At 40.3% G+C, this 20,728-nt stretch carries 21 protein-coding genes and 1 pseudogene; 21 read left to right on the forward strand and 1 reads right to left on the reverse strand.

Annotated features, from left to right (window positions below; translation table 11 throughout):
* Nucleotides 1-413 precede the first annotated feature (413 nt).
* From WMZ97_RS13695 to WMZ97_RS13795, 21 genes and pseudogenes are all read left to right on the forward strand, one after another.
* Entirely contained in the window at nt 414-686 is a 273-nt protein-coding gene (locus tag WMZ97_RS13695; RefSeq protein ID WP_343272652.1) for an HU family DNA-binding protein, read from the forward strand.
* A gap of 662 nt (nt 687-1,348) precedes the next feature.
* Nucleotides 1,349-2,131: a heptaprenyl diphosphate synthase component 1 gene (locus WMZ97_RS13700; protein WP_343272653.1), complete on the forward strand. Its 783-nt coding sequence runs from the start codon at nt 1,349-1,351 to the stop codon at nt 2,129-2,131.
* Nucleotides 2,132-2,134: 3 nt separating this feature from the next.
* A complete protein-coding gene (gene menG, locus WMZ97_RS13705) occupies nt 2,135-2,842 on the forward strand; it encodes a demethylmenaquinone methyltransferase (RefSeq protein WP_343272676.1) in 708 nt (235 codons plus the stop codon).
* A 59-nt stretch (nt 2,843-2,901) separates the two neighbouring features.
* Nucleotides 2,902-3,873: a heptaprenyl diphosphate synthase component II gene (hepT, locus tag WMZ97_RS13710; protein ID WP_343272654.1), complete on the forward strand. Its 972-nt coding sequence runs from the start codon at nt 2,902-2,904 to the stop codon at nt 3,871-3,873.
* A 458-nt stretch (nt 3,874-4,331) separates the two neighbouring features.
* Nucleotides 4,332-4,778, forward strand: coding sequence for a nucleoside-diphosphate kinase (ndk, locus tag WMZ97_RS13715; RefSeq protein ID WP_343272655.1), 447 nt, complete (start codon nt 4,332-4,334; stop codon nt 4,776-4,778).
* A gap of 59 nt (nt 4,779-4,837) precedes the next feature.
* Nucleotides 4,838-5,626, forward strand: coding sequence for a CheR family methyltransferase (locus tag WMZ97_RS13720; RefSeq protein ID WP_343272656.1), 789 nt, complete (start codon nt 4,838-4,840; stop codon nt 5,624-5,626).
* A gap of 260 nt (nt 5,627-5,886) precedes the next feature.
* Entirely contained in the window at nt 5,887-7,053 is a 1,167-nt protein-coding gene (gene aroC / locus WMZ97_RS13725) for a chorismate synthase (protein ID WP_343272657.1), read from the forward strand.
* On the forward strand, nt 7,053-8,129 hold the full coding sequence (gene aroB / locus WMZ97_RS13730; protein ID WP_343272658.1) for a 3-dehydroquinate synthase: 1,077 nt from the start codon (nt 7,053-7,055) through the stop codon (nt 8,127-8,129). The genes aroC and aroB overlap by 1 nt, the downstream gene beginning before the upstream one ends.
* A complete protein-coding gene (gene aroH, locus WMZ97_RS13735) occupies nt 8,126-8,503 on the forward strand; it encodes a chorismate mutase (RefSeq protein WP_343272659.1) in 378 nt (125 codons plus the stop codon). The genes aroB and aroH overlap by 4 nt, the downstream gene beginning before the upstream one ends.
* The gene (hisC, locus tag WMZ97_RS13740) at nt 8,503-9,588 is read left to right on the forward strand and encodes a histidinol-phosphate transaminase (RefSeq protein ID WP_343272660.1); all 1,086 of its coding nucleotides are present in this window, start codon (nt 8,503-8,505) and stop codon (nt 9,586-9,588) included. Before aroH ends, hisC begins: the two co-directional genes overlap by 1 nt.
* Nucleotides 9,589-9,596: 8 nt before the next feature.
* The gene (locus WMZ97_RS13745; protein WP_343272661.1) at nt 9,597-10,706 is read left to right on the forward strand and encodes a prephenate dehydrogenase; all 1,110 of its coding nucleotides are present in this window, start codon (nt 9,597-9,599) and stop codon (nt 10,704-10,706) included.
* Between the two features lie 45 nt (nt 10,707-10,751).
* Nucleotides 10,752-12,041: a 3-phosphoshikimate 1-carboxyvinyltransferase gene (aroA, locus tag WMZ97_RS13750; protein ID WP_343272662.1), complete on the forward strand. Its 1,290-nt coding sequence runs from the start codon at nt 10,752-10,754 to the stop codon at nt 12,039-12,041.
* A 288-nt stretch (nt 12,042-12,329) separates the two neighbouring features.
* Entirely contained in the window at nt 12,330-13,592 is a 1,263-nt protein-coding gene (locus WMZ97_RS13755; protein WP_343272663.1) for a tetratricopeptide repeat protein, read from the forward strand.
* 34 nt (nt 13,593-13,626) lie between these two features.
* Nucleotides 13,627-14,202 carry a ReoY family proteolytic degradation factor gene (locus WMZ97_RS13760; protein WP_343272664.1) on the forward strand — a complete coding sequence of 192 codons (576 nt, stop codon included), beginning with the start codon at nt 13,627-13,629 and terminating at the stop codon, nt 14,200-14,202.
* A 193-nt stretch (nt 14,203-14,395) separates the two neighbouring features.
* Entirely contained in the window at nt 14,396-14,857 is a 462-nt protein-coding gene (locus tag WMZ97_RS13765) for a DUF2487 family protein (protein ID WP_343272665.1), read from the forward strand.
* Between the two features lie 191 nt (nt 14,858-15,048).
* Nucleotides 15,049-15,561: a QcrA and Rieske domain-containing protein gene (locus WMZ97_RS13770; RefSeq protein ID WP_343272666.1), complete on the forward strand. Its 513-nt coding sequence runs from the start codon at nt 15,049-15,051 to the stop codon at nt 15,559-15,561.
* Between the two features lie 6 nt (nt 15,562-15,567).
* Nucleotides 15,568-16,242 carry a menaquinol-cytochrome c reductase cytochrome b subunit gene (qcrB, locus tag WMZ97_RS13775; protein ID WP_343272667.1) on the forward strand — a complete coding sequence of 225 codons (675 nt, stop codon included), beginning with the start codon at nt 15,568-15,570 and terminating at the stop codon, nt 16,240-16,242.
* 20 nt (nt 16,243-16,262) lie between these two features.
* A complete protein-coding gene (locus WMZ97_RS13780) occupies nt 16,263-17,039 on the forward strand; it encodes a menaquinol-cytochrome c reductase cytochrome b/c subunit (protein ID WP_343272668.1) in 777 nt (258 codons plus the stop codon).
* A 135-nt stretch (nt 17,040-17,174) separates the two neighbouring features.
* Nucleotides 17,175-17,753 (forward strand): DUF1405 domain-containing protein, encoded by a 579-nt coding sequence (locus tag WMZ97_RS13785; RefSeq protein WP_343272669.1) that lies wholly within the window; start codon nt 17,175-17,177, stop codon nt 17,751-17,753.
* 311 nt (nt 17,754-18,064) lie between these two features.
* A pseudogene (locus WMZ97_RS13790) lies at nt 18,065-18,169 on the forward strand (sporulation protein YpjB); the annotation flags it as partial.
* Nucleotides 18,170-18,229: 60 nt separating this feature from the next.
* Nucleotides 18,230-18,916, forward strand: a complete 687-nt coding sequence (locus WMZ97_RS13795) for a zinc metallopeptidase (RefSeq protein WP_343272670.1) — start codon at nt 18,230-18,232, stop codon at nt 18,914-18,916.
* 646 nt (nt 18,917-19,562) lie between these two features.
* Here the strand turns inward: WMZ97_RS13795 and WMZ97_RS13800 are convergent.
* A complete protein-coding gene (locus tag WMZ97_RS13800; RefSeq protein ID WP_343272671.1) occupies nt 19,563-20,435 on the reverse strand; it encodes a YitT family protein in 873 nt (290 codons plus the stop codon).
* Nucleotides 20,436-20,728 lie beyond the last annotated feature (293 nt).

A 20,728-nucleotide genomic window follows, 5' to 3' on the forward strand; every position in this document is an offset into this window, starting at 1 on the left:
CTTAGTCGAACTTCCTTTGCTCTTGACTCGTCAACTAACCATTGAAATAAATTTATAAGGTTCAAGACAAGCAGCTAAAACGCTGCTATTTTTTTTGGGCATTTTTTTTAATAAACAGCAGGAAATTCAGTATTTACGTCGTATAGATATAATAAGGCTTATACGCTGACACAAGGCGAGTTCCTCATTTTTTCCAAATATGATGGGCAAATCACAAAAAAACCTCATAATTAGCGATAAAATGTGATCTTATTGTTGAATTTTGTTGCAAACTCAGTTATTATAAGCCTTGTCATCAATGAAAAAGGTGACTCGAAAGTATAAAAGAAGGCAATTTGGTTAACAAATGAAGACATCATGATTTATTTGAATACCAATGTCGATTCCAGACTCTTTGGGAGGAGGTGAATGTCATGAATAAAACAGACTTAGTAAATGCGGTTGCCGAGAAAAGCGAACTGTCAAAAAAAGATGCTACAAAAGCTGTTGATGCAGTTTTTGAATCTGTCATGGATTCACTAAAACAAGGTGAAAAAGTACAGTTGATTGGATTTGGAAACTTTGAAGTACGTGAGCGTTCAGCTCGTAAAGGCCGTAATCCACAAACTGGTGAAGAAATTGAAATACCTGCAAGCAAGGTTCCAGCGTTTAAACCAGGTAAAGCCCTAAAAGACACAGTAAAATAATGGACTTACATAGGGCGGAAAAAGGGTGCGTCAAGACGCACCCTTTTTCTATTTATCTCACTCTTAACGGACAGTAAGACTTCCACTTCAAGATTTTGAGGAAGATAAATGGGAGTTAACTGCATGACAAAGGTCCGATTCTGTTTCAGCCTGCATGATGCAGGTCATAATCGCTCATAACTCAGATGTTGCGAACATACCTTTGTTCCTTCCTCTATTAAAGTGGAGGAAAAGGCAGACTAAGAACGCCACATCCTTATGTCTTCGCCTGCACTAGAACGTGTCAGTTCCGTCAGAAATCCCACTGAATGAAGTTTTACTTTAATTCACCTTCCATACGGATAAATTGTAAGAGAAAAGAGCGGGAGAGTGAAAAGGATCGCGTTATAAAGTAATAGTTATTTCCACGTTGTGTGGGTTTTACGATAAAATTATGCTATAATGACTGATGGGAAGATGAAAGGCTGCACCTTCCATTTTTAACACATTAACGGCCTTAACACCGCTCACTGAATAGTTGCTTTTTCGAGGCGGACTTTTTGGTCTTGTTATAAAAATGGCTGTAAAACGCAACTTTGATTACCCAATCCTTCTACTTGAAAAGCAGATTTCTTGCTGTCTCTATATCAGTAAACTTAGAGAAAAGGCTTAGGTGATGACGATTGAACACATCAGATACGCAAATGAAAGAGCTCCAAGCATTAATTATAGATAAACTCCAACATACATATTTGGACAAGCATATGAAAAAGGCTGTTATACCAGAAGAGAAGCTATTCGTTTTGCTATCTGTCATGAATCATGCGGAATTGTCAGCGTTGCAAAAAAACAATTACATCATTACCACGATGCTCGTTCAAATAGCATTGGATACACATGATACAGTCGTGAAAGTAACTACACCTGATGAGGGTAAACAGGAAAAGCATGAAAAACAGTTAGCAGTTTTAGCTGGAGATTACTATAGCGGGCTCTATTATTCGTTACTAGCAAATAGTAATGACCTTGATATGATACATGTACTTGCTTCAGCGATTAAAGAAATTAATGAAGCAAAAATGAACTTATACTATTTAGCAACTGATTCCTTTAATGACTATGTACAGATTGTGCAGAAAGTGGAATCGTTATTATTTGTTCGCACAGCAGCGTATGTCAAAGAACAGGCACTAACCAGTTTGATAGAGGATTGGTTACTGCATAACCGGTTAGTTCTTGAAAAACAATTATTGCTCTGCGAAGGATATTCACCGTTATTTGCCTGGTGGCCCAAAGACAAGTCAGAACTCCTAACTGCTTTGGAGGTAAAAATCACCACCCTTAACGACCGTTTGACCACGACCGTTGCTCAACTTCCAACAGGCTATCACGATATAAAGGCTCATCTTACTTGCCAATTAAAGAATCCTCCTGCTAGACAAACAAAATACGCGGAAGAAGGGTAAATGATGCAAGAAACGAAAGAGGAACGTGTCCATCACGTCTTTGAAAAAATTTATAATAATTACGATACGATGAATTCCGTTATTTCTTTTCAGCGCCACAAGGCATGGCGCAAAGATGTCATGGATCGGATGCAGGTTGCAAATGGACAAAAAGCACTTGATGTATGCTGCGGAACAGGAGATTGGTCTCTGGCGCTAGCGAAAAAAGTAGGACCAAAAGGAACCGTAATAGGGCTTGACTTTAGTGAAAATATGCTACAGGTTGCCAAAGAAAAGCAAAAGCACACCTTTCCAATGAAGCAGCTTAGCTTTATCTACGGAAATGCGATGGATTTGCCATTTGAAGATAATACCTTTGATTACGTTACAATTGGCTTCGGATTACGAAATGTTCCGGACTACATGAACGTTTTAAAGGAAATGTACCGTGTAGTAAAGCCACAAGGGAAAGTAGTTTGTCTAGAGACTTCGCAACCTGCTTTAATTGGTTACAGGCAACTGTATTACTTTTATTTCCGGTTTATCATGCCATTCATTGGCCGCTTGCTGGCAAAAAGTTATGACGAATATGCATGGCTGCACGAATCAGCAAAGGACTTTCCTGGAAAACAAGAACTGAAACAAATGTTTTCCCAAGCCGGGCTTACCCAGGTTCAAGTCAAAAGTTACAGTGGCGGGGCAGCGGCGATGCATATGGGCACAAAAGCATAACCCCCGGTTAGTGGCGTGATTTATATTAAAACAATAGTGAGACATTAAAGGTGACATGCATGAAAATAGCGAAAACATATGGATACTTAAAAAAAGATTTAGATCACATTGAAGCGGCATTAAATAATGCGATCCAGGCTGAACATCCTGTTTTGTGCAATGCAGCGACACAATTGCTGAACGCGGGCGGTAAGCGAATCCGTCCTGTATTTGTTCTGCTGTCGGGGCAATTTGGTAACTATGACATCGAACGTATGAAGACGGTAGCCGTAGCGTTGGAACTAATTCATATGGCAACTCTTGTTCATGATGATGTGATCGATGATGCTGAATTGCGGAGGGGAAAACCAACCATTCGTCAATTATATGATAACCGTGTCGCCATGTATGCTGGTGATTATATACTAGCAAGGTCGTTAGAAACAATTACCTCGTTAAAAAAAAACCAGGCTCACCATGTGTTATCCAAGACAATTGTGGATGTATGCATGGGCGAAATCGAGCAGATAAAAGATAAGTATGACTGGAATCAACAATTGCGGGATTATTTACGTCGAATCAAGCGTAAAACAGCTTTATTAATTGCAACCAGTTGTAAATTAGGTGCAATCGCAGCTGATGTACCAGCAGGGTTAGCGAATAAATTGTACCAATATGGCTATTATATTGGCATGTCATATCAAATTATTGATGACATCCTTGATTTTACGTCATCTGCACAAGAGCTTGGTAAACCAGCTGGGAATGATCTCTTGCAGGGCAATATTACCTTACCTGTTTTGTACGCGATGAAAGATGAAGATTTTAACCGGCTGTTGCAGAGAGCATTTTTGAGTCCCGAGACAATTTCTCAAACACAGATGCAAAACCTAATAACCAAATTGCATGAAACGGATGCTATTCAGTACGCGTATGCGTTTAGCAATCGTTATTTGGTAAAGGCACTTAACATTGTCGAACAGCTGCCAAATGTGAAAGCAAAGCATGCGTTAAGAAGTGTTGCCAAGTATATTGGTAAGCGACGCATGTAATTATCTCAACGTCGCAGTCAACTATGAAACAAAAATGCACCAATTAGGGGGAGTGTTTAAATCAGCGGGGGAGAGGCATCGCACGGAATGAAGTTTCACTTTATCCCACCTTAACAGGCAGTAAGACCCTCGCTTCAAGATTTTAAGATGGAATTAAAAAAGATAAGTGGGGCCAACTGCCCGTTAAGGTCCGATTCTCTTCTCAGCCTGCATGATGCAGCTCACAAAGGCGTTGCAACTCAGATGCCTGAGAACTTAGCCTTTGTTCCTTAGTATAAGTGAGAGAGGAAAGGGAGGCTAAAACCGTCACGCCCTGTGACAACGCCTGCACTAGCACGTCCTGTACGCCAGCCCTACTGAATGAAGTTTCACTTTATTGTCATTTGCGTCGAAATTTGTTACTATTTTATAGGTGCATCTGACACAATAAAACTTATACATACTGAAGAGGTGGAAAAATGGAAAAAACATTTTTAATGGTAAAGCCAGATGGTGTTCAACGTAATTTAATCGGTGAGATTGTTACTCGCCTGGAAAGAAAAGGATTTCAGCTTGTTGGCGCGAAATTAATGAACATCCCGACAAATCTGGCTGAAACACATTATGGGGAACATAAGGAACGTCCATTCTTTGGTGAATTGGTCGATTTCATCACATCTGGACCTGTTTTTGCAATGGTTTGGGAAGGGGAAAATGTGATTGCAACTGCTCGTGAAATGATGGGTAAGACCAATCCGTCTGAAGCAGCACCTGGGACCATTCGTGGTGACTTCGGAGTTACAGTCGGTAAAAATATTATTCATGGTTCTGATTCCCCAGAAAGTGCAGAGCGGGAAATTGGTCTGTTTTTCAATGAAAATGATGTATTATCCTATCAGAAACAAGACAGCACGTGGATTTACTAATGCAGTAGCCTCCGTCATATACGGAGGTTTCTTTAGATTTTTTGTAGAGGGGAACGGGAATGGACGAGGGATACAGTAAATTTGTTTCACAAATGAAACAAAAGCTTGGTGTTGATTTAAAGCTGTACAAAGAAACACAAATGAAACGGCGGCTCACTTCCCTTAGAGACAAACGTGGCTACACTGATTTTTATCAATACTTTCAAGCGTTAGACAAGAATAAGCAATTATTCCAGGAATTAATGGATCGCATTACCATTAATGTTTCTGAATTTTACCGGAATCCAAAACGTTGGGAAGTTCTGAAGAATGAAGTATTACCAGAATTGACTAAGGTAAAACGCAAGCTTACCGTTTGGAGTGCAGCCTGTTCAACGGGAGAAGAACCATACAGTATGGCACTGTTGGGTGCAGAATATTTTCCGAATATAAAGCTGCATATACGAGCTAGTGATATTGATGAAACAGTGTTGGCAAAGGCGAAGCAGGGCAGCTACACGGAACAATCATTAAGAGATCTTCCGCGGCATCTGCAGAATAAGTATTTCACGAAACAAAATGGGCTATTCCAAATTGATCCACAATTAAAGCAACAAGTGACATTTCAAAAACATAACTTACTTTCTGATCGTTTCCCACAACAGGTCGACCTGATCATTTGCCGGAATGTGTTAATTTATTTTACAGATCAAGCAAAGGAAATCATTTATCAATCGTTTAGCAATGCGCTTGCCGATAATGGAGTACTTTTTGTAGGCAGTACCGAACAAATTTTCAGCCCGCAGAAATATGGTTTAACGCTACAAAACACATTTTTTTATAAAAAAGAACCCGGTTTATACTCTTAGGGATTTCCCAAGAGTATTTTTTTATTAAGAAGATAGGGCATCAAAATTTAGGTTCTATGCTGCTCAAATCAATAAGAACAACCCGAAATATAAATACTTGGTAAATAGAATTTGTTTATATTCCATTTGCAAAAATAGTGGATTAGTCATATAATTGTAAATTATTATTTACATATAACTAAAATTCTTCCTAAATTAGTGCCACATTTAGAATGGGATATGATATAGTTATACAAAATTGCTTAGATGGAGGATATAATATGCGCTACTTAACTGCAGGAGAATCACACGGGAAACAATTAACAACCATCATCGAAGGTATCCCTTCCAATATGCCATTGCTAAAGGAAGATATAAACGCATCTTTACTTAGGAGACAAAAAGGGCATGGCCGCGGTAAACGAATGCAAATTGAGAAGGACTTGGCAGAAATTACGAGTGGTGTTCGCCACGGCTATACATTAGGGTCGCCAATTGCCCTGGTTATACATAATGATGATTTTAAACACTGGACTGATATTATGGGAGAAGATCCCATTTCGGATGACCAAAAAATCAGACGTGAAGTTTCCAGACCACGACCAGGGCATGCCGATTTAAATGGGGCTCTTAAATATGGACATCGCGATATGCGTAATGTACTGGAACGTTCGTCGGCCAGAGAGACCGCTGCACGAGTCGCAGCGGGAGCTGTTGCAAAAACATTATTAAAACAGCTTGGCATTGAAGTTGTTGGCTATGTAAAGGAAATTGCCGGGATCAAGGCAGCTGAGGATCCTGCACTATCGACGAAGGAACGTTTTGAGCTCCAGGAGGCCTCTCCAGTGCGTACCCTTGATAAATCAGTGGAAAAACAAATGATGGATGCCATCGATCAAGCAAAAAAAGAAGGTGACTCGATTGGCGGTGTTTGTGAAGTATATGTAGAAGGGATGCCGGCGGGAGTTGGCTCCTATGTCCATTATGACCGTAAACTCGATGGCCGGATTGCTGGCAGCGTGCAAAGTATTAATGCGTTTAAGGGTGTTGAATTCGGTATTGGTTTTGAAGCCGCGAGAAAAAACGGCAGTGAGGTTCACGATGAAATTGCTTGGGACGAACAGAAGGGCTACTATCGCAAGACGAATCGTTTAGGTGGCTTTGAAGGTGGAATGACAACGGGAATGCCTATAGTTGTTCGAGGTGTCATGAAGCCAATCCCAACCTTGTATAAACCTTTACAGAGCGTCGATATTGAAACGAAGAAGCCGTTTAACGCGAGTATTGAACGTTCTGATTCCTGTGCGGTTCCAGCCGCATCTGTTGTAATGGAGCATGTCGTGGCCTTTGAATTGGCACGAACACTTTTAGAACAATTCCCGCACGACCAGTTCCCGGTGCTCAAACGGACGATCGCGGACTATCGTGAAGAAACAAGGTGTTTTTAATGGATAAACTTTTCGTCCAAACAAGCACCCACCCATATTTCATCTATGTGGAGAAGGATCTTCGGTTCTCGATCCCAGCATTATTACCAAAGACCTATTCATCCTTTTTTCTAATTACAGATGATACGGTTGCCGATCTGTACCTTAACGATTGTCTGCAAGGCCTGCCTCCTGATGCACAGGTGTTTCATTCGATCATTAAGCACGGTGAGCAAGCAAAAGGGATTGAGACGTATTACCAGTTGCTTACAGATGCAATTGCAAACGGACTGGATAGACAGTCACTAATTATTGCATTAGGTGGTGGAGTAGTTGGCGATGTTGCCGGTTTTGTTGCAGCAACATTTATGCGTGGAATCGATTATATCCAAATGCCGACTACCATTCTTGCCCATGATAGCAGTGTCGGCGGAAAAGTGGCAATCAATCATGACTTAGGTAAAAACCTGATTGGCAGTTTTTATCCACCTAGCGCCGTTATTTATGATACAGCAATGTTAGCTTCGCTGGATGAACGTGAAATTCGCTCTGGATATGCCGAGCTTGTCAAAGAGGCATTAATTGCCGATGCAACCTTTTTCGAGGAACTGATGCATACAAACCTTGCCACATTGACGACACAACAACTTGCACGTGATTTGCTAAGGGGAATGTCAATCAAGGCGAAAATCGTGGAAGCCGATGAAAAGGAAGCAGGAATTCGTAAATATTTGAACCTGGGCCATACACTTGGCCATGCGTTGGAAGCCGAATTAGGCTATGGCAAATTAACACATGGAGAAGCGGTGGCGATAGGGACGTTATTTGCTTTACATGTGAGTGAACAACATTATTCTATTAGTCTTCCATATGCGAAATTATATGACTGGTTAAAACAGAATAACTATCCATTATCGCTTCCAGCGTTTGATACGGAACCCTTACGAAACAAAATGAAAACTGATAAAAAATCGATTGCCAATAAGATTCATATGGTGCTAATCAAACAAATTGGCGATTTGGCAGATGTAGAGATAGATGATCAGCAAATGACATTATCACTAGAATCCTTCTATAGAAAGCTGGTGAGGAAATGATGCGCGGTGTACGTGGAGCAACAACTGTTAGCAAAAATGATGAACGCGAGATTGTAAGTAATACAAAAGAATTGGTTGAAGAAATGGTGGATAGAAATGGGATTAAGCCAGAAGATATTTCCCATGTATTCATCTCGGTAACACGTGATGTAACAGCAGCATTTCCGGCAAAGTCATTGCGACAAATTCCTGGTTGGGTCTATGTTCCGGTTATGTGCATGCAGGAGATTGAGGTTCCGGGAAGTCTGCCGCGATGTATTCGAGTCATGATGGTCACGAATACAAAGGTTGACCAGCAGGATATCCACCATGTATTCCATTATGAAGCCAAACAACTACGTCCGGATTTAATTGAAAAGGCAGGTAAGGAGTAATGTACGGAAAACAAATATTAAGTGAAATGGCACCCTATAAACAAGGGAAACAAATGGAGGAAGTGAAGGCGGAATATGGATTGACCAAGATTGTTAAACTAGCGTCCAATGAAAATCCATTTGGGTATTCACCAGTATTGAGAGATCAAATGTCATCATTAGTTGGCCAATTCGAGCTTTATCCAGATGGTCATGCCGCAGAGCTTCGGACAAAGGTGGCGAAAACATTAACGGTTTCAGATGATCAGCTCGTTTTTGGCAGTGGTTCTGATGAACTGGTACAGATCATTTGCCGGACATTTTTATACCCTGGTGTGAATACGGTAATGGCGACGCCAACATTTCCACAGTATAAGCACCATTCATTGGTTGAAGGAGCAGAGGTAAGGGAAATACCAACTGTAAATGGCTACCACGATCTTCAAGGAATGCTTCGTTCGATTGATGATCAAACAAAAGTAATCTGGCTCTGCTCACCTAATAATCCAACTGGAAGCTTGATTCCGGAAGAAGCATTTTATTCATTTATGGAACAGTGTCCACAAGATGTTCTTGTTGTGCTTGATGAAGCATACTACGAGTTCATTGAACCTAAGCGACAATATAATACGATTGCAGCTATTAAATCATATTCGAACCTGTTATGCTTGCGAACATTTTCAAAAGCTTATGGACTAGCCGGATTACGTGTCGGTTATGGAATTGGTGCAAAAAACCTGATCAACAAATTGAATGTTGTACGTGGGCCGTTTAATACATCCTCATTTGCCCAGAAGGCTGCATCAATAGCTATTGATGATCAGGATTTTATTCGGAAAACGAATGAACGAAATATTGCAATCAAACAAGACTTTCAACGTTTTCTAGATGGGATTGGCTGGGAATATGATGATTCAGAGACCAATTTTTTGTTCGTTAAACTGCCTGTGTCCGGTAACGAACTATTTACCTATTTACTAAAACGCGGGTTTATCGTCAGACCCGGGGAAGCGATTGGTTGTCCGACTAATACAGTTCGGATCACAATTGGAAATGAACACGATATGAAACAACTACAAACGATATTAAATGATTTTTCGCAGTGAGGGATAACATGACAAAGCAGACAATACTTGTAGTCGGGCTTGGGCTAATCGGCGGTTCATTAGCCAAGGCAATTGGGCAATCGAATAAACACCATATCATCGGGTATGATACGAACCCTCAAACTATTGAATTCGCCCTGATGAGCGGGATTATTGATGAGTCCAGTGCATCAGTTACAAAGGCATTAACAAAAGCGGATGTCGTCATTTTGGGGACACCTATTTCGCAAACCATTACCATCATGCAGCAAATGGATGAGGTAGTACTGGATCATCCAGTTATTATGACCGATACATGTTCTGTTAAAAATACGGTTATGATGGCTGCCAGCCAATTAACGAATCCGAACATCACGTTTATTGGCGGACACCCAATGGCAGGTTCGCACAAAAGAGGAATTATGGCCGCTAAAGCACATTTGTTTGAAAATGCGATCTATGTGCTCTCTCCAATGAAACATGACAAAGCAGATACACAGGTGGAGCAGCTAAAGGTTTTATTAGAAAATACACATAGCAATTTTATTACACTAAACCCAGGTGAGCATGATGCGATGACAGGGGTAATCTCTCACTTTCCCCATTTGATTGCATCATCCTTGGTTCATCAGGCAAGGAAGTGGGAGCATATCCACTCCTTTATTCCAAAGCTGGCAGCGGGTGGTTTTCGAGATATAACCCGCATCGCCTCCAGTAATCCAGAAATGTGGCAGGATATTTTTTATCATAATCGTAAGAAAATGTCCCAGTTATTATCCGATTGGATAGCAGAAATGGAAGAACTGAAACAGCTGATTGATCAAAATCAACATAAACAAATGACTGGCTATTTAAATCTAGCAAAGGAATACCGGGATGGACTGGGCAAAAATGATACGGGGGCAATTCCGTCATTTCATGATTTATATGTGGACATTCCTGACCAATCCGGTGCGGTTGCGTCGGTAATGCAAATTATTGCTGCCAAAGAATTAAGCATCAAAAATATTGAAATACTGGAAATACGTGACGACAGTATTTCCGGTGTATTACGCCTGAGTTTTCCAACAGAGGCAATTCGATTGGAAGCAAGCCGTATCTTACAGAGAAAAGGTTACGAGGTCATTATGGATGATTAGTGGTATCATTCTCGGTTGACGTAAAAGAAAAAGGAAGTGTGTCGAATGAGTGTTAAAGAATTGAGGCCTAGCAAGAATGGGCTTTCTGGTGTAATTAGTGTACCTGGAGATAAATCCATTTCACATCGTTCCGTTATCTTTGGTGCCTTGGCGAATGGGACAACAACGGTCACCAATTTCCTTGATGGCGAAGATTGTTTACGAACGGTTAAGATTTTTCAGAGCTTAGGCGTTTCCATAGAAAAGCAGGATACAAGACTCATCATTCATGGACAGGGAATGGATGCTTTATCAGAACCAGTTGTGCCGTTATATTTTGGTAACTCAGGTACAACTGCTCGTCTGTTGCTTGGCGTACTTAGTGGTTTACCTTTTTTTACCACGGTTTATGGTGACCCGTATTTGACCAAACGACCAATGGACCGTGTGATAACCCCGGCAACACAAATGGGAGCAATATTTGATGGACGAAAAAGTGGCTCATTTCTTCCGTTATCGATTAGAGGAGGAACATTAACCGGGATTCGTTATCGCCTGCCTGTAAAGAGTGCCCAGGTTAAGTCAGCTGTACTGCTTGCCGGACTGTTCGCTAAGGGAACCACAACGGTTATGGAACGCACCCCTACAAGAAATCATACGGAAAATATGCTGCATGCTTTCGGTGCGACCGTAGAGCAATCTGGGGATGAAATTTCCCTTGTTGGCGGGCAGGAATTAACGGCAACTGAAGTTTTTGTACCTGGCGACATATCATCGGCTTCATTCTTTTTTGCCGCGGCTGCTATTGTACCTACTAGTCGATTAACCATTAAAAATGTCGGACTAAATCCAACACGTACAGGTATGATCGAAGTCATGCAGCAAATGGGCGCAAACATGGAAATCAATAATGAGCAAACCATTAGTGGTGAACGAATGGGTGATGTTACAATTTCTTATAGTCATTTAAGAAGTATTGTTATTGAAGGAGAAATCATCCCACGTTTAATTGATGAAATCCCGATTATTGCTCTTTTGGCGACTCAAGCTGAAGGAACAACGATTATTCGCGATGCCGCCGAATTACGCTTAAAGGAAACCGATCGTATCGCCGCTGTTGTCGAGGTGTTATCTGCCTTGGGAGCTGCAATTGAACCCACCAATGATGGATTGGTTATTCATGGGAAGGCAACACTGCGTGGTGGAAAGGTACGGACATTCCACGATCATCGAATTGCCATGATGGCATCGATCGCCTCGCTTATCGCAACAGAGCAAGTATATTTGGATGATGCTTCCTGTATTGCCATTTCTTACCCAGATTTCTTTACGGACCTGACAGGAGCATTAGGTTAATATTTTGCATCACGAAGAATCCGCTTGACCGTGGGTTCTTTTTCGGTTTACGATAAAGTGAAACTTCATTCAACGAACGCAGATGTTCTAGTGCAGGCGTGCTGCAGGCTGAGAACAGAATCGTACCTTTGTCATGCAGTTAACTCCCACTTACTTTTTTAATTTTATCTCAAAATCTTGAAGTGGGGGCTTACTGTCCCGATAAGAATGAGATAAAGAAAATTTCACCCCAAATAGCTTCTTTATCAAAAGAAGAGTTAAGGAAAGATAACGAAAGGATGTAGCCGTTTGGAAACCATTATGGAAGCTGTCCATTTGATGGAAAGTAAAAAAAGCGATGAGGCAATTGCTTTATTGGAAGATTATTTGCCGATAGCTGATGAAGAAGAACGATTTACGATTGCAGAGTTATTTATTCAATGGGGATTTTTAGAAGAAGCGAGCAATATTTTACAAGATCTGCTGCAGCAATATCCGCATGAAAGTGACATAAAAATTACGCTGGCCGATATCTATATTGAACTGGAAAATGATGAAAAAGCGATTCAACTATTAAATGATATTTCCGAAGACGATGAATCTTATTTGCAAGCACTTATTCAGCTTGCTGATCTTTATCAGGCCCAAGGATTGTTTGAAGTAGCGGAACAAAAATTATTAGTTGCTAAACAATTAAATCCTGCTGAGCCGATCATTGATTTCGCTTTAGGAGAATTATTGTTTTCAACTGGCGATTATTTAAAAGCAATCACGTATTATGAAAGAATTATTGGGGTAACAAAGGAAATGGCAAATGTTTCGATTCCGGGACGGTTAGCAGAAAGCTACGCTGCGATTGGGGAGTATGAACAAGCGCTGGCCATTTATCAAGACACCGGACACGAGGACCCTGATACCCTATTTAAATATGGGCTGACCGCTTTTCAGGCAGGCAGAAAAGATATCTCGATCAAAGCTTGGGAACATGTCATTGATATAGATCCATATTACCATACAGTTTATTACCAGCTTGCCAAAGCCTACGAAGCAGAAGAACTGCCGAATGAGGCCTATAAAACCGCAAAAAAAGGTTTACAGGTTGATGAATTTAACAAAGAGCTGTTCTTCTACGCTGGCTCATTAGCCTATCGATTAAACGAAAATAAAGAAAGCGAAAAATGGATGCGCCAAGCAATTGCACTGGATCCCGATTATAAAGAAGCCATCCTTTCCCTGATAGAAATCTTGAAAGCAAATGATTCCTATTCCGACATCATCGACCTAATTGAAGAAATCAAAAAAACGGGGGCAAGCGATCCACTATACGAGTGGGAATTAGCGCGGGCCTATAATGAAACAGATTCATATAAAAATGCATTAAACCATTACCAGGAAGCATATAATACCCTTAATAAAGATAGTGAATTTTTAAAAGAATATGCGTACTTTTTAACCGAGGAGGGGAGGATAGCGGATGCACTGCCAATCTTCAAGGCATATCTATATGAACAGCCAGAGGATTATGAGGTAGAGGAATTTTACCACCGGCTGGATGATGAAACAGATAGATAGCATTTTCAATTGGGTGTGAAGGAGGAAACGATCGATGCAAACTCCTATTTCTGTACAAGATAAAAAGAGCTTTATTCAATGGTTTTTAAATCATTATCAATTAAAAAAACGGGAAAGTGTATGGATTCTTAATTATTTGATTAACCATGATGAACTATTAGCTAATGTTCACTTTATTAGAGAAGCAAGATTCTGTCCACGAGCGATTATTATGAGCAGTCATTGTTCAAATGATGTCCCGTTCCGCTTTTATAAAAGTCAATTAGTGACAACTGACGCCGAGAAATCATTCCATGATATTCGTTTAAATCAGCACGAAGCCTTATATATTCAATTGAATTTTCGTAATGCAAAGCAAAATGAACTGTACGTTGCTGTCTTAGAGGAAAATCCTTTTGTTCCGGAAGATTATTTTATTACAAAGAAGGATAAAAGATGCGCAAAGGAATTATTGGATAAAGTAGTCTATGATTATCAAAGAAACGCACTGCAAAAAGAAATCGATCAAGCATTGGATGAAAAAGATCAGCAAAAATTCACAAAACTGGCCAGACGCTTACATAAGCTTGAAGCGCAGAATCCAAATCAACCTAAATTGCTGAAGCAATAGGTTGATTTTTTTTGGCTGAATACGGTAAGATTTATGAAAGATGATCTTTGCTTATAAGGATGTTCGAAAAGTCCGATGAAAATGACGCTTCGACAGGAAGCTTAGCTGACCTCAGTCCTTTTTATCCCCCTTTTTGAACTTTCACTTATATTTTTCATGCTTTTGTAAAATAATATAGAAAGGCTGATACAAGATGCAATGGAGCAAACACGATTTACAACAATACATAAAAGCCAAGGAATATGTTGATACTTTAATTATTCCATTACTTCCGTTTCAATTGGCACATGACGAAACTCTTGAAAAAAGTGCCTTTCAAGGAGAAGTACTGAGCATCTTTGCGAATGCAATCGAAAAAGAATTAACCGGAAGAGTCCTGCTAAGCCCAAGCTACATTTATTTAAATACAAAGGAAATGGATGCCGAAATCAAGCGATTGCATTCATGGGTGGAGAATGGACGAGCTCAGCCTTTTGAGCATGTCTTTTTCGTTACCTTTGATGCTAAGTGGAAACGACACGAGCAGGAACTAAATGGAACACTTCTTTGGCTGCCAGGTATACAAACCGGTGATATTCAATCCAAAGAGATGTTATCATTTATTCGTGACCAGGTTAGTCAAATCAGTGAATTGATTCAATCGTACTGGTCATAACAAAAACCTAAAAACGATCGACTAGGAAAAGGTAACGGCCGGCGGGCTTAAAGATGTTTACACATTACGAAACTTTTGTTACAAAAAGGAATATTTATTGACCGGACAAGCAGTTTGCGCTATCATGGTAATGTCCTAGTAATCTGATTAAATCTTTATGTCCGTGATAAACGAATAGAGGGGGGAAAATCATGAGTGAAAAAAAGCAACAAGTATCCCGTCGGCAATTTCTTAATTATACGTTAACAGGCGTAGGTGGATTTATGGCAGCTGGTATGCTTGTGCCGATGTTAAGAATGGCCGTTGATCCCGTATTACAGCCATCCACATCAGGAGATTTAGTAAATGTCAGCATGTCTGTTGATGATCTTACCGATGAGCCACAGCGTGTCGACTGGAAAATTGATCAAGTCGATGCATGGTATGAATCAAAAGTTGACAAAGCAGCATGGGTATATAAAGACGATAACGGTGATGTTGTCGCACTTTCCCCAATATGTAAGCACCTTGGCTGTTTTGTATCGTGGGAAGGCAGTGAAGATTATCCGAACCAATTTTACTGTCCATGCCATGGAGGACGTTATACAAAAGATGGTGTAAACGTTCCACATACACCACCGACGGCTCCACTTGATGTTTATGATAGTAAAGTAAAAGATGGAATGTTGTTCCTTGGAGAAGCAAAACCACGAGGGGGGGCGTAATAAGTTATGCTGCAGAAAATGTATGATTGGATTGATGAACGCGTAGATATTACGCCTTTATGGCGCGATATTGCGGATCACGAAGTACCAGAACATGTTAACCCCGCACACCATTTTTCGGCGTTTGTGTATTGCTTCGGGGGGTTAACATTTTTCGTAACAGTAATACAAATACTTTCTGGAATGTTTTTAACGATGTATTATGTTCCGGATATTGAAAATGCATGGAAATCGGTTTACTACCTGCAAACAGAGGTTGCGCATGGACAAATTGTCAGAGGCATGCACCACTGGGGCGCAAGCGTTGTAATTGTAATGCTTTTCTTACATACTTTGCGTGTATTCTTTCAAGGCGCATATAAGAAACCGCGTGAGCTTAACTGGATGGTCGGCGTACTGCTATTCTTCTGTATGCTTGGGCTAGGTTTCACAGGTTATTTGCTGCCATGGGATAACAAAGCCTATTTTGCAACACAGGTAGGACTTGAAATTGCTGAGCAGGTACCATTTATTGGGGATTGGATTAAAATCCTGTTATCCGGTGACGCTAGTATTGTTGGTGCACAGACATTAACACGATTCTTTGCGATTCACGTATTCTTCTTACCGGCAGGATTATTTGCTCTGATGGCTGTTCACTTTTTATTAATCCGTAAACAAGGAATTTCCGGACCACTATAAAATAAAAGGAGGGGAAAGCCGTGCACAAGGGAAAAGGAATGAAATTTGTCGGTGACTCACGAATTTCAGCCGATACAAAACCAAATATTCCAAAAGACTACTCAGAATATCCTGGAAGAACAGAAGCTTTTTGGCCCAACTTTTTATTGAAAGAATGGTTGGTTGGTGCTGTATTCCTGGTTGGATTTCTCTGTTTAACCATCGCACATCCATCACCGCTGGAAGGTATGGCAGATCCTACTAACGCAGGATACATACCGTTACCAGACTGGTATTTCTTATTTTTATATGAACTGCTAAAATACGATTTTGCAAGTGGACCATATATCTTAATTGGTATTCTTGTTATCCCCGGCCTTGCATTTGGCAGTCTGTTACTGGCACCATTTTTGGACAATGGACCGGGAAGAAGACCAAATCAGCGTCCAGTAGCAGTCGGCATGATGCTACTTGCTGTTGCATCAGTGGTTTGGCTAACATATGAATCCGCATCACATGTTGATTGGGAAGCACGTGCAGAAAGCAACAAGCCGGAACCAACAGTTGATGTAGAAATTGATGAAGATGACCCGGGATATGCAGTTTTCCAAGACAATTGCGCATCTTGTCATGGTGACGATTTACAAGGTGGTTCATCTGCACCTTCTCTGATTGGAATCGATCATTCTGCTGACGAGATTCAGACAATTGCCCAGGAAGGAACCGGAGACATGCCTCCAGGTGTATTCCAAGGTAACGATAAAGAATTAAAACAATTGGCTGATTTCATTGTTTCTGTCAACGAAGATGCAGAATAATGTATGCTAAAAACACCTTTGCCATATTAAATGGTGAAGGTGTTTTTTCCATAAAAGCTTTTCTTCAATGAAATTATAAGCACGTAATGACTAGGTGAACAATAGCTTTATTATTCGAAATGGAAAGGATTACAAATGGTAAGGTACATATTACAGGACAGGAAGTTCATTTTCTTTTTATTTATGATCAATTTATTGGGGACCATTTATGGATTTATTTGGTATAAGGCTCAGTTAGCCATTACTCCGCCTATATTTTTTATATTTGTTCCAGACAGCCCAACCGCAAGTCTGTTTTTTACGATTGTGCTTTTTTTCTTTTTGATCCGAAAAAACGTACCATACATGGAAGCCCTAGCAATGGTGACTCTATTTAAATATGGTATATGGGCGGTCGTCATGAACTTGTTGACCCTCTATATCGATGGGTCGCTAAGCTGGCAAGGATACATGTTAATTGCATCACACGGTGCGATGGCTGTTCAAGGTTTGTTGTATGCACCTTATTATCGCATAAAGCTACGTCATCTAACGGTGGCAGCTATTTGGACCTTACATAATGATATTATTGACTATGTATTTGGCATGATGCCTATGTACGGGTCATTAACCATTTATATGAAAGAAGTTGGTTATTTCACATTTTGGCTTAGCATTTTATCGATAATGATTGCGTATTGGTTAACCCTAAGAAAGCAGAAGACAATAAAGTGAACCTTCATTCAGTGGGGGGTTCGACACAACGTGCTTCGTGCAGGCCCGAACAGAATTGGACCTTTACGGGTTAAAGTAACCTTAGATAGGATATTTGTCTGTTATAAATGTAAGTTTCCCTACATATATTGGTGATAGAAGATGTATGTGGGGTGATCTCTGTGAATATTTTGCAACTAGTGATTCGGTTTTTCTCATCAATTGTCATCCTCTTATTCCTTTGGTTGTATTTACCAGTCAAAACAAGCGCTTTAACGTTACAAGTGGCAAACATGAATGCCGAGGCAACCAATAATATGAGCGTGTTTTATTGGCTAATTGCTATTATTGGCGGGTTAATTGCGGTTACATTGACATATGTTGGTTATCGGAAATATAAAGGAGAAGAAAGAAAGAAGAAAGGACCAAATCGTTGACTTTCTAACGATTTTTGACTAAAATTGACCTTAGAACAATAAATAAATGGAGGAATGTACATGTTCGCTGGATTTGGTGGATATCTTATTTATATAGTCATTTTAATGGCTATCCCACTGTTGGCTCAATCTAAAGTAAAAAATACTTACAAATTGTATGCAAAAAAACCAACCTCATCTCAGATGACTGGAGCTGAGGTGGCACAAAAGATTTTACATGATAATGGTATTTACGATGTGCAGATAGAGGAAACAAAGGGGTTTCTTTCGGACCATTATGACCCGCGTAAAAAAGTTGTTCGTCTTTCCAGTGGAAACTTTCATGGGCGGTCGATGGCTTCCTCAGCAATTGCTGCACACGAGGTAGGACATGCTATTCAGGACGCAGAAGAGTATGCATTTTTACGATTTAGAGGTGCGCTGACTCCGATAGCAAGCTTTGGCTCGAATGCATCTTTCTTTTTAATTATTGCTGGGTTTATTTTTAACATGATGAATTTAGTGCTATTTGGAATTGTCTTCATGTCGGCAGCTGTATTGTTCCAACTGGTCACATTGCCAGTTGAATTCAATGCATCCAACCGTGCGATGACACAGTTAGTGTCGACCGGGATCATTCGCAATAATGAGGAACGCGAGACGAAGAAAGTATTAAATGCAGCAGCATTAACGTATGTTGCCGCAGCATTAGTAGCAGTTGCCGAATTATTGCGCTTTGTTCTCATGTATGTCGCCAGTCAGGAATAACATGCGAAACATCGTTATTCATAAGATATAGAGCCTGGAATAAAAGCATTCGGTTATAGGGAAATCCGAACGATGATTCAAATTCTTCAATTTGTATTCGTTCGGATTTTTGCGCGTTAGGAAAGTATCAAGTTTTAGGGAAGAAGTATCTGTTTGTTGATGGTTTTTTTAAGTATCAAGTATCTATAGATTGTGACACAAGGAGGATGTTGGTTTTTAAATACGAGTGCTGCTCCCATCGTCCGGGATCGCTACGGGCGGATGCTTTCCGCGGGCTCGCGATGAGCCTACTCGATCGCAAAGAACGCTCACTGTGGTGTCTCATCGTCTTCGCTTTCCCGCTGGAGTCACCGCCCGTAGCGATCCCGGACTGGTTAGGCTATTTATAAAAAATGACACACACCATACCAGCTACGGAAAAACATCCCCCTTTGGAGGGGCATGTTTTTCCATAGCGGCAATTCAACCACCATTTCATTCTATGTCGCATTTTCCATTAACTATGTCTAGATTCATCTTTTAGAAAGAATATTTTACATTTCCATTCTATAATCGTTCGTCTTTAATGAAAAAGTATTTAGTTATGGCCTATGGGAAAAGCGTAGAAGGCTTAGCTGTTTGATGCGAACAAGCTAATAATCATGAACTACTCTTGAATAGGGTTTTTATTTTCGTCTAGTGTGAACCCTTCACCAACGACATCATGTACAGAACTCATAGCGACGAAGGCATGAGGGTCAACCGTTTCGATTATTCCTTTTAACCTGACAATTTCATTTCGACCAACGACACAATATAATACATCACGCGTTTCTCCCGTAAAGCTGCCCCTTCCAGTTAACACGGTTACGCCGCGATCCATTTCAACAATAATCTTTTGAGCGATTTCATCACTATGACTTGAGATAATCGTTGCTCCCCGAGCGGAATAAGCACCTTCCTGAATAAAGTCAATAACTCTTGCACCAATATAGACTGCAACAAGCGTATACATCCCTTCTACAAGGTCGAGATAGGCAATGACCGATGTAGCGATAACGATAAAGTCAAACATGAACATGGTCCTTCCCATGCTCCAGCCGGCATATTTGTGGACAATCCGAGCAATGATATCGACACCGCCAGTCGTCCCACCATAACGGAAAATGATTCCGAGACCGATTCCAATAAATACACCAGCAAACAGCGCAGCTAATGTCATATCGTTTTGGAGGTGAACAGCAAACGGATGAATCTGAAAAATACTCAGGAAGATCGAAACAGCCACCGTTCCGATAACTGTGTACATAAAAGTGTTTCTGCCGAGAAATTTCCATCCAACAAAAAATACGGGTACATTCAACACCAGGTTCGTAATTGCCGGATCCCAGTTCCATAAGAAGTAGAGAAGCAATTGAATACCGGTAAATCCACCCTCACTAAGGTTATTTTGCATATTAAAATGAACAATGCCAAATGAAAAAATAGCTGAACCGATCAATATGAATAAAATATTTTTTACCTTTAACCCAAAAATCATCTACATAACCTCCTGACTATCGCCATTAATAGGATGTTCCAATCTCTGATAAACATAACACTTCAAATTAGGTGCAAGAATCATACCCAGTTACGGAGACATATTACCACAAAAAGCGCCGAATCTAAATGCAATATTTCCAGTATACGCCAATATGCTTTTCAATTATAGTTAAAATTTTTCGTTCGAACAAACAATATTTATCCCCAATGAAATGTAAGTGTAAAATATTTCTCGAGGGTATTTGAGCGATATTCTAGCCAAAAAAGAAAAGGCACTCTATCATAAAATGT

It is taken from the genome of Lentibacillus songyuanensis (genome assembly GCF_039548255.1).
Taxonomy (GTDB): Bacteria; Bacillota; Bacilli; order Bacillales; family Amphibacillaceae; genus Lentibacillus_C; species Lentibacillus_C songyuanensis.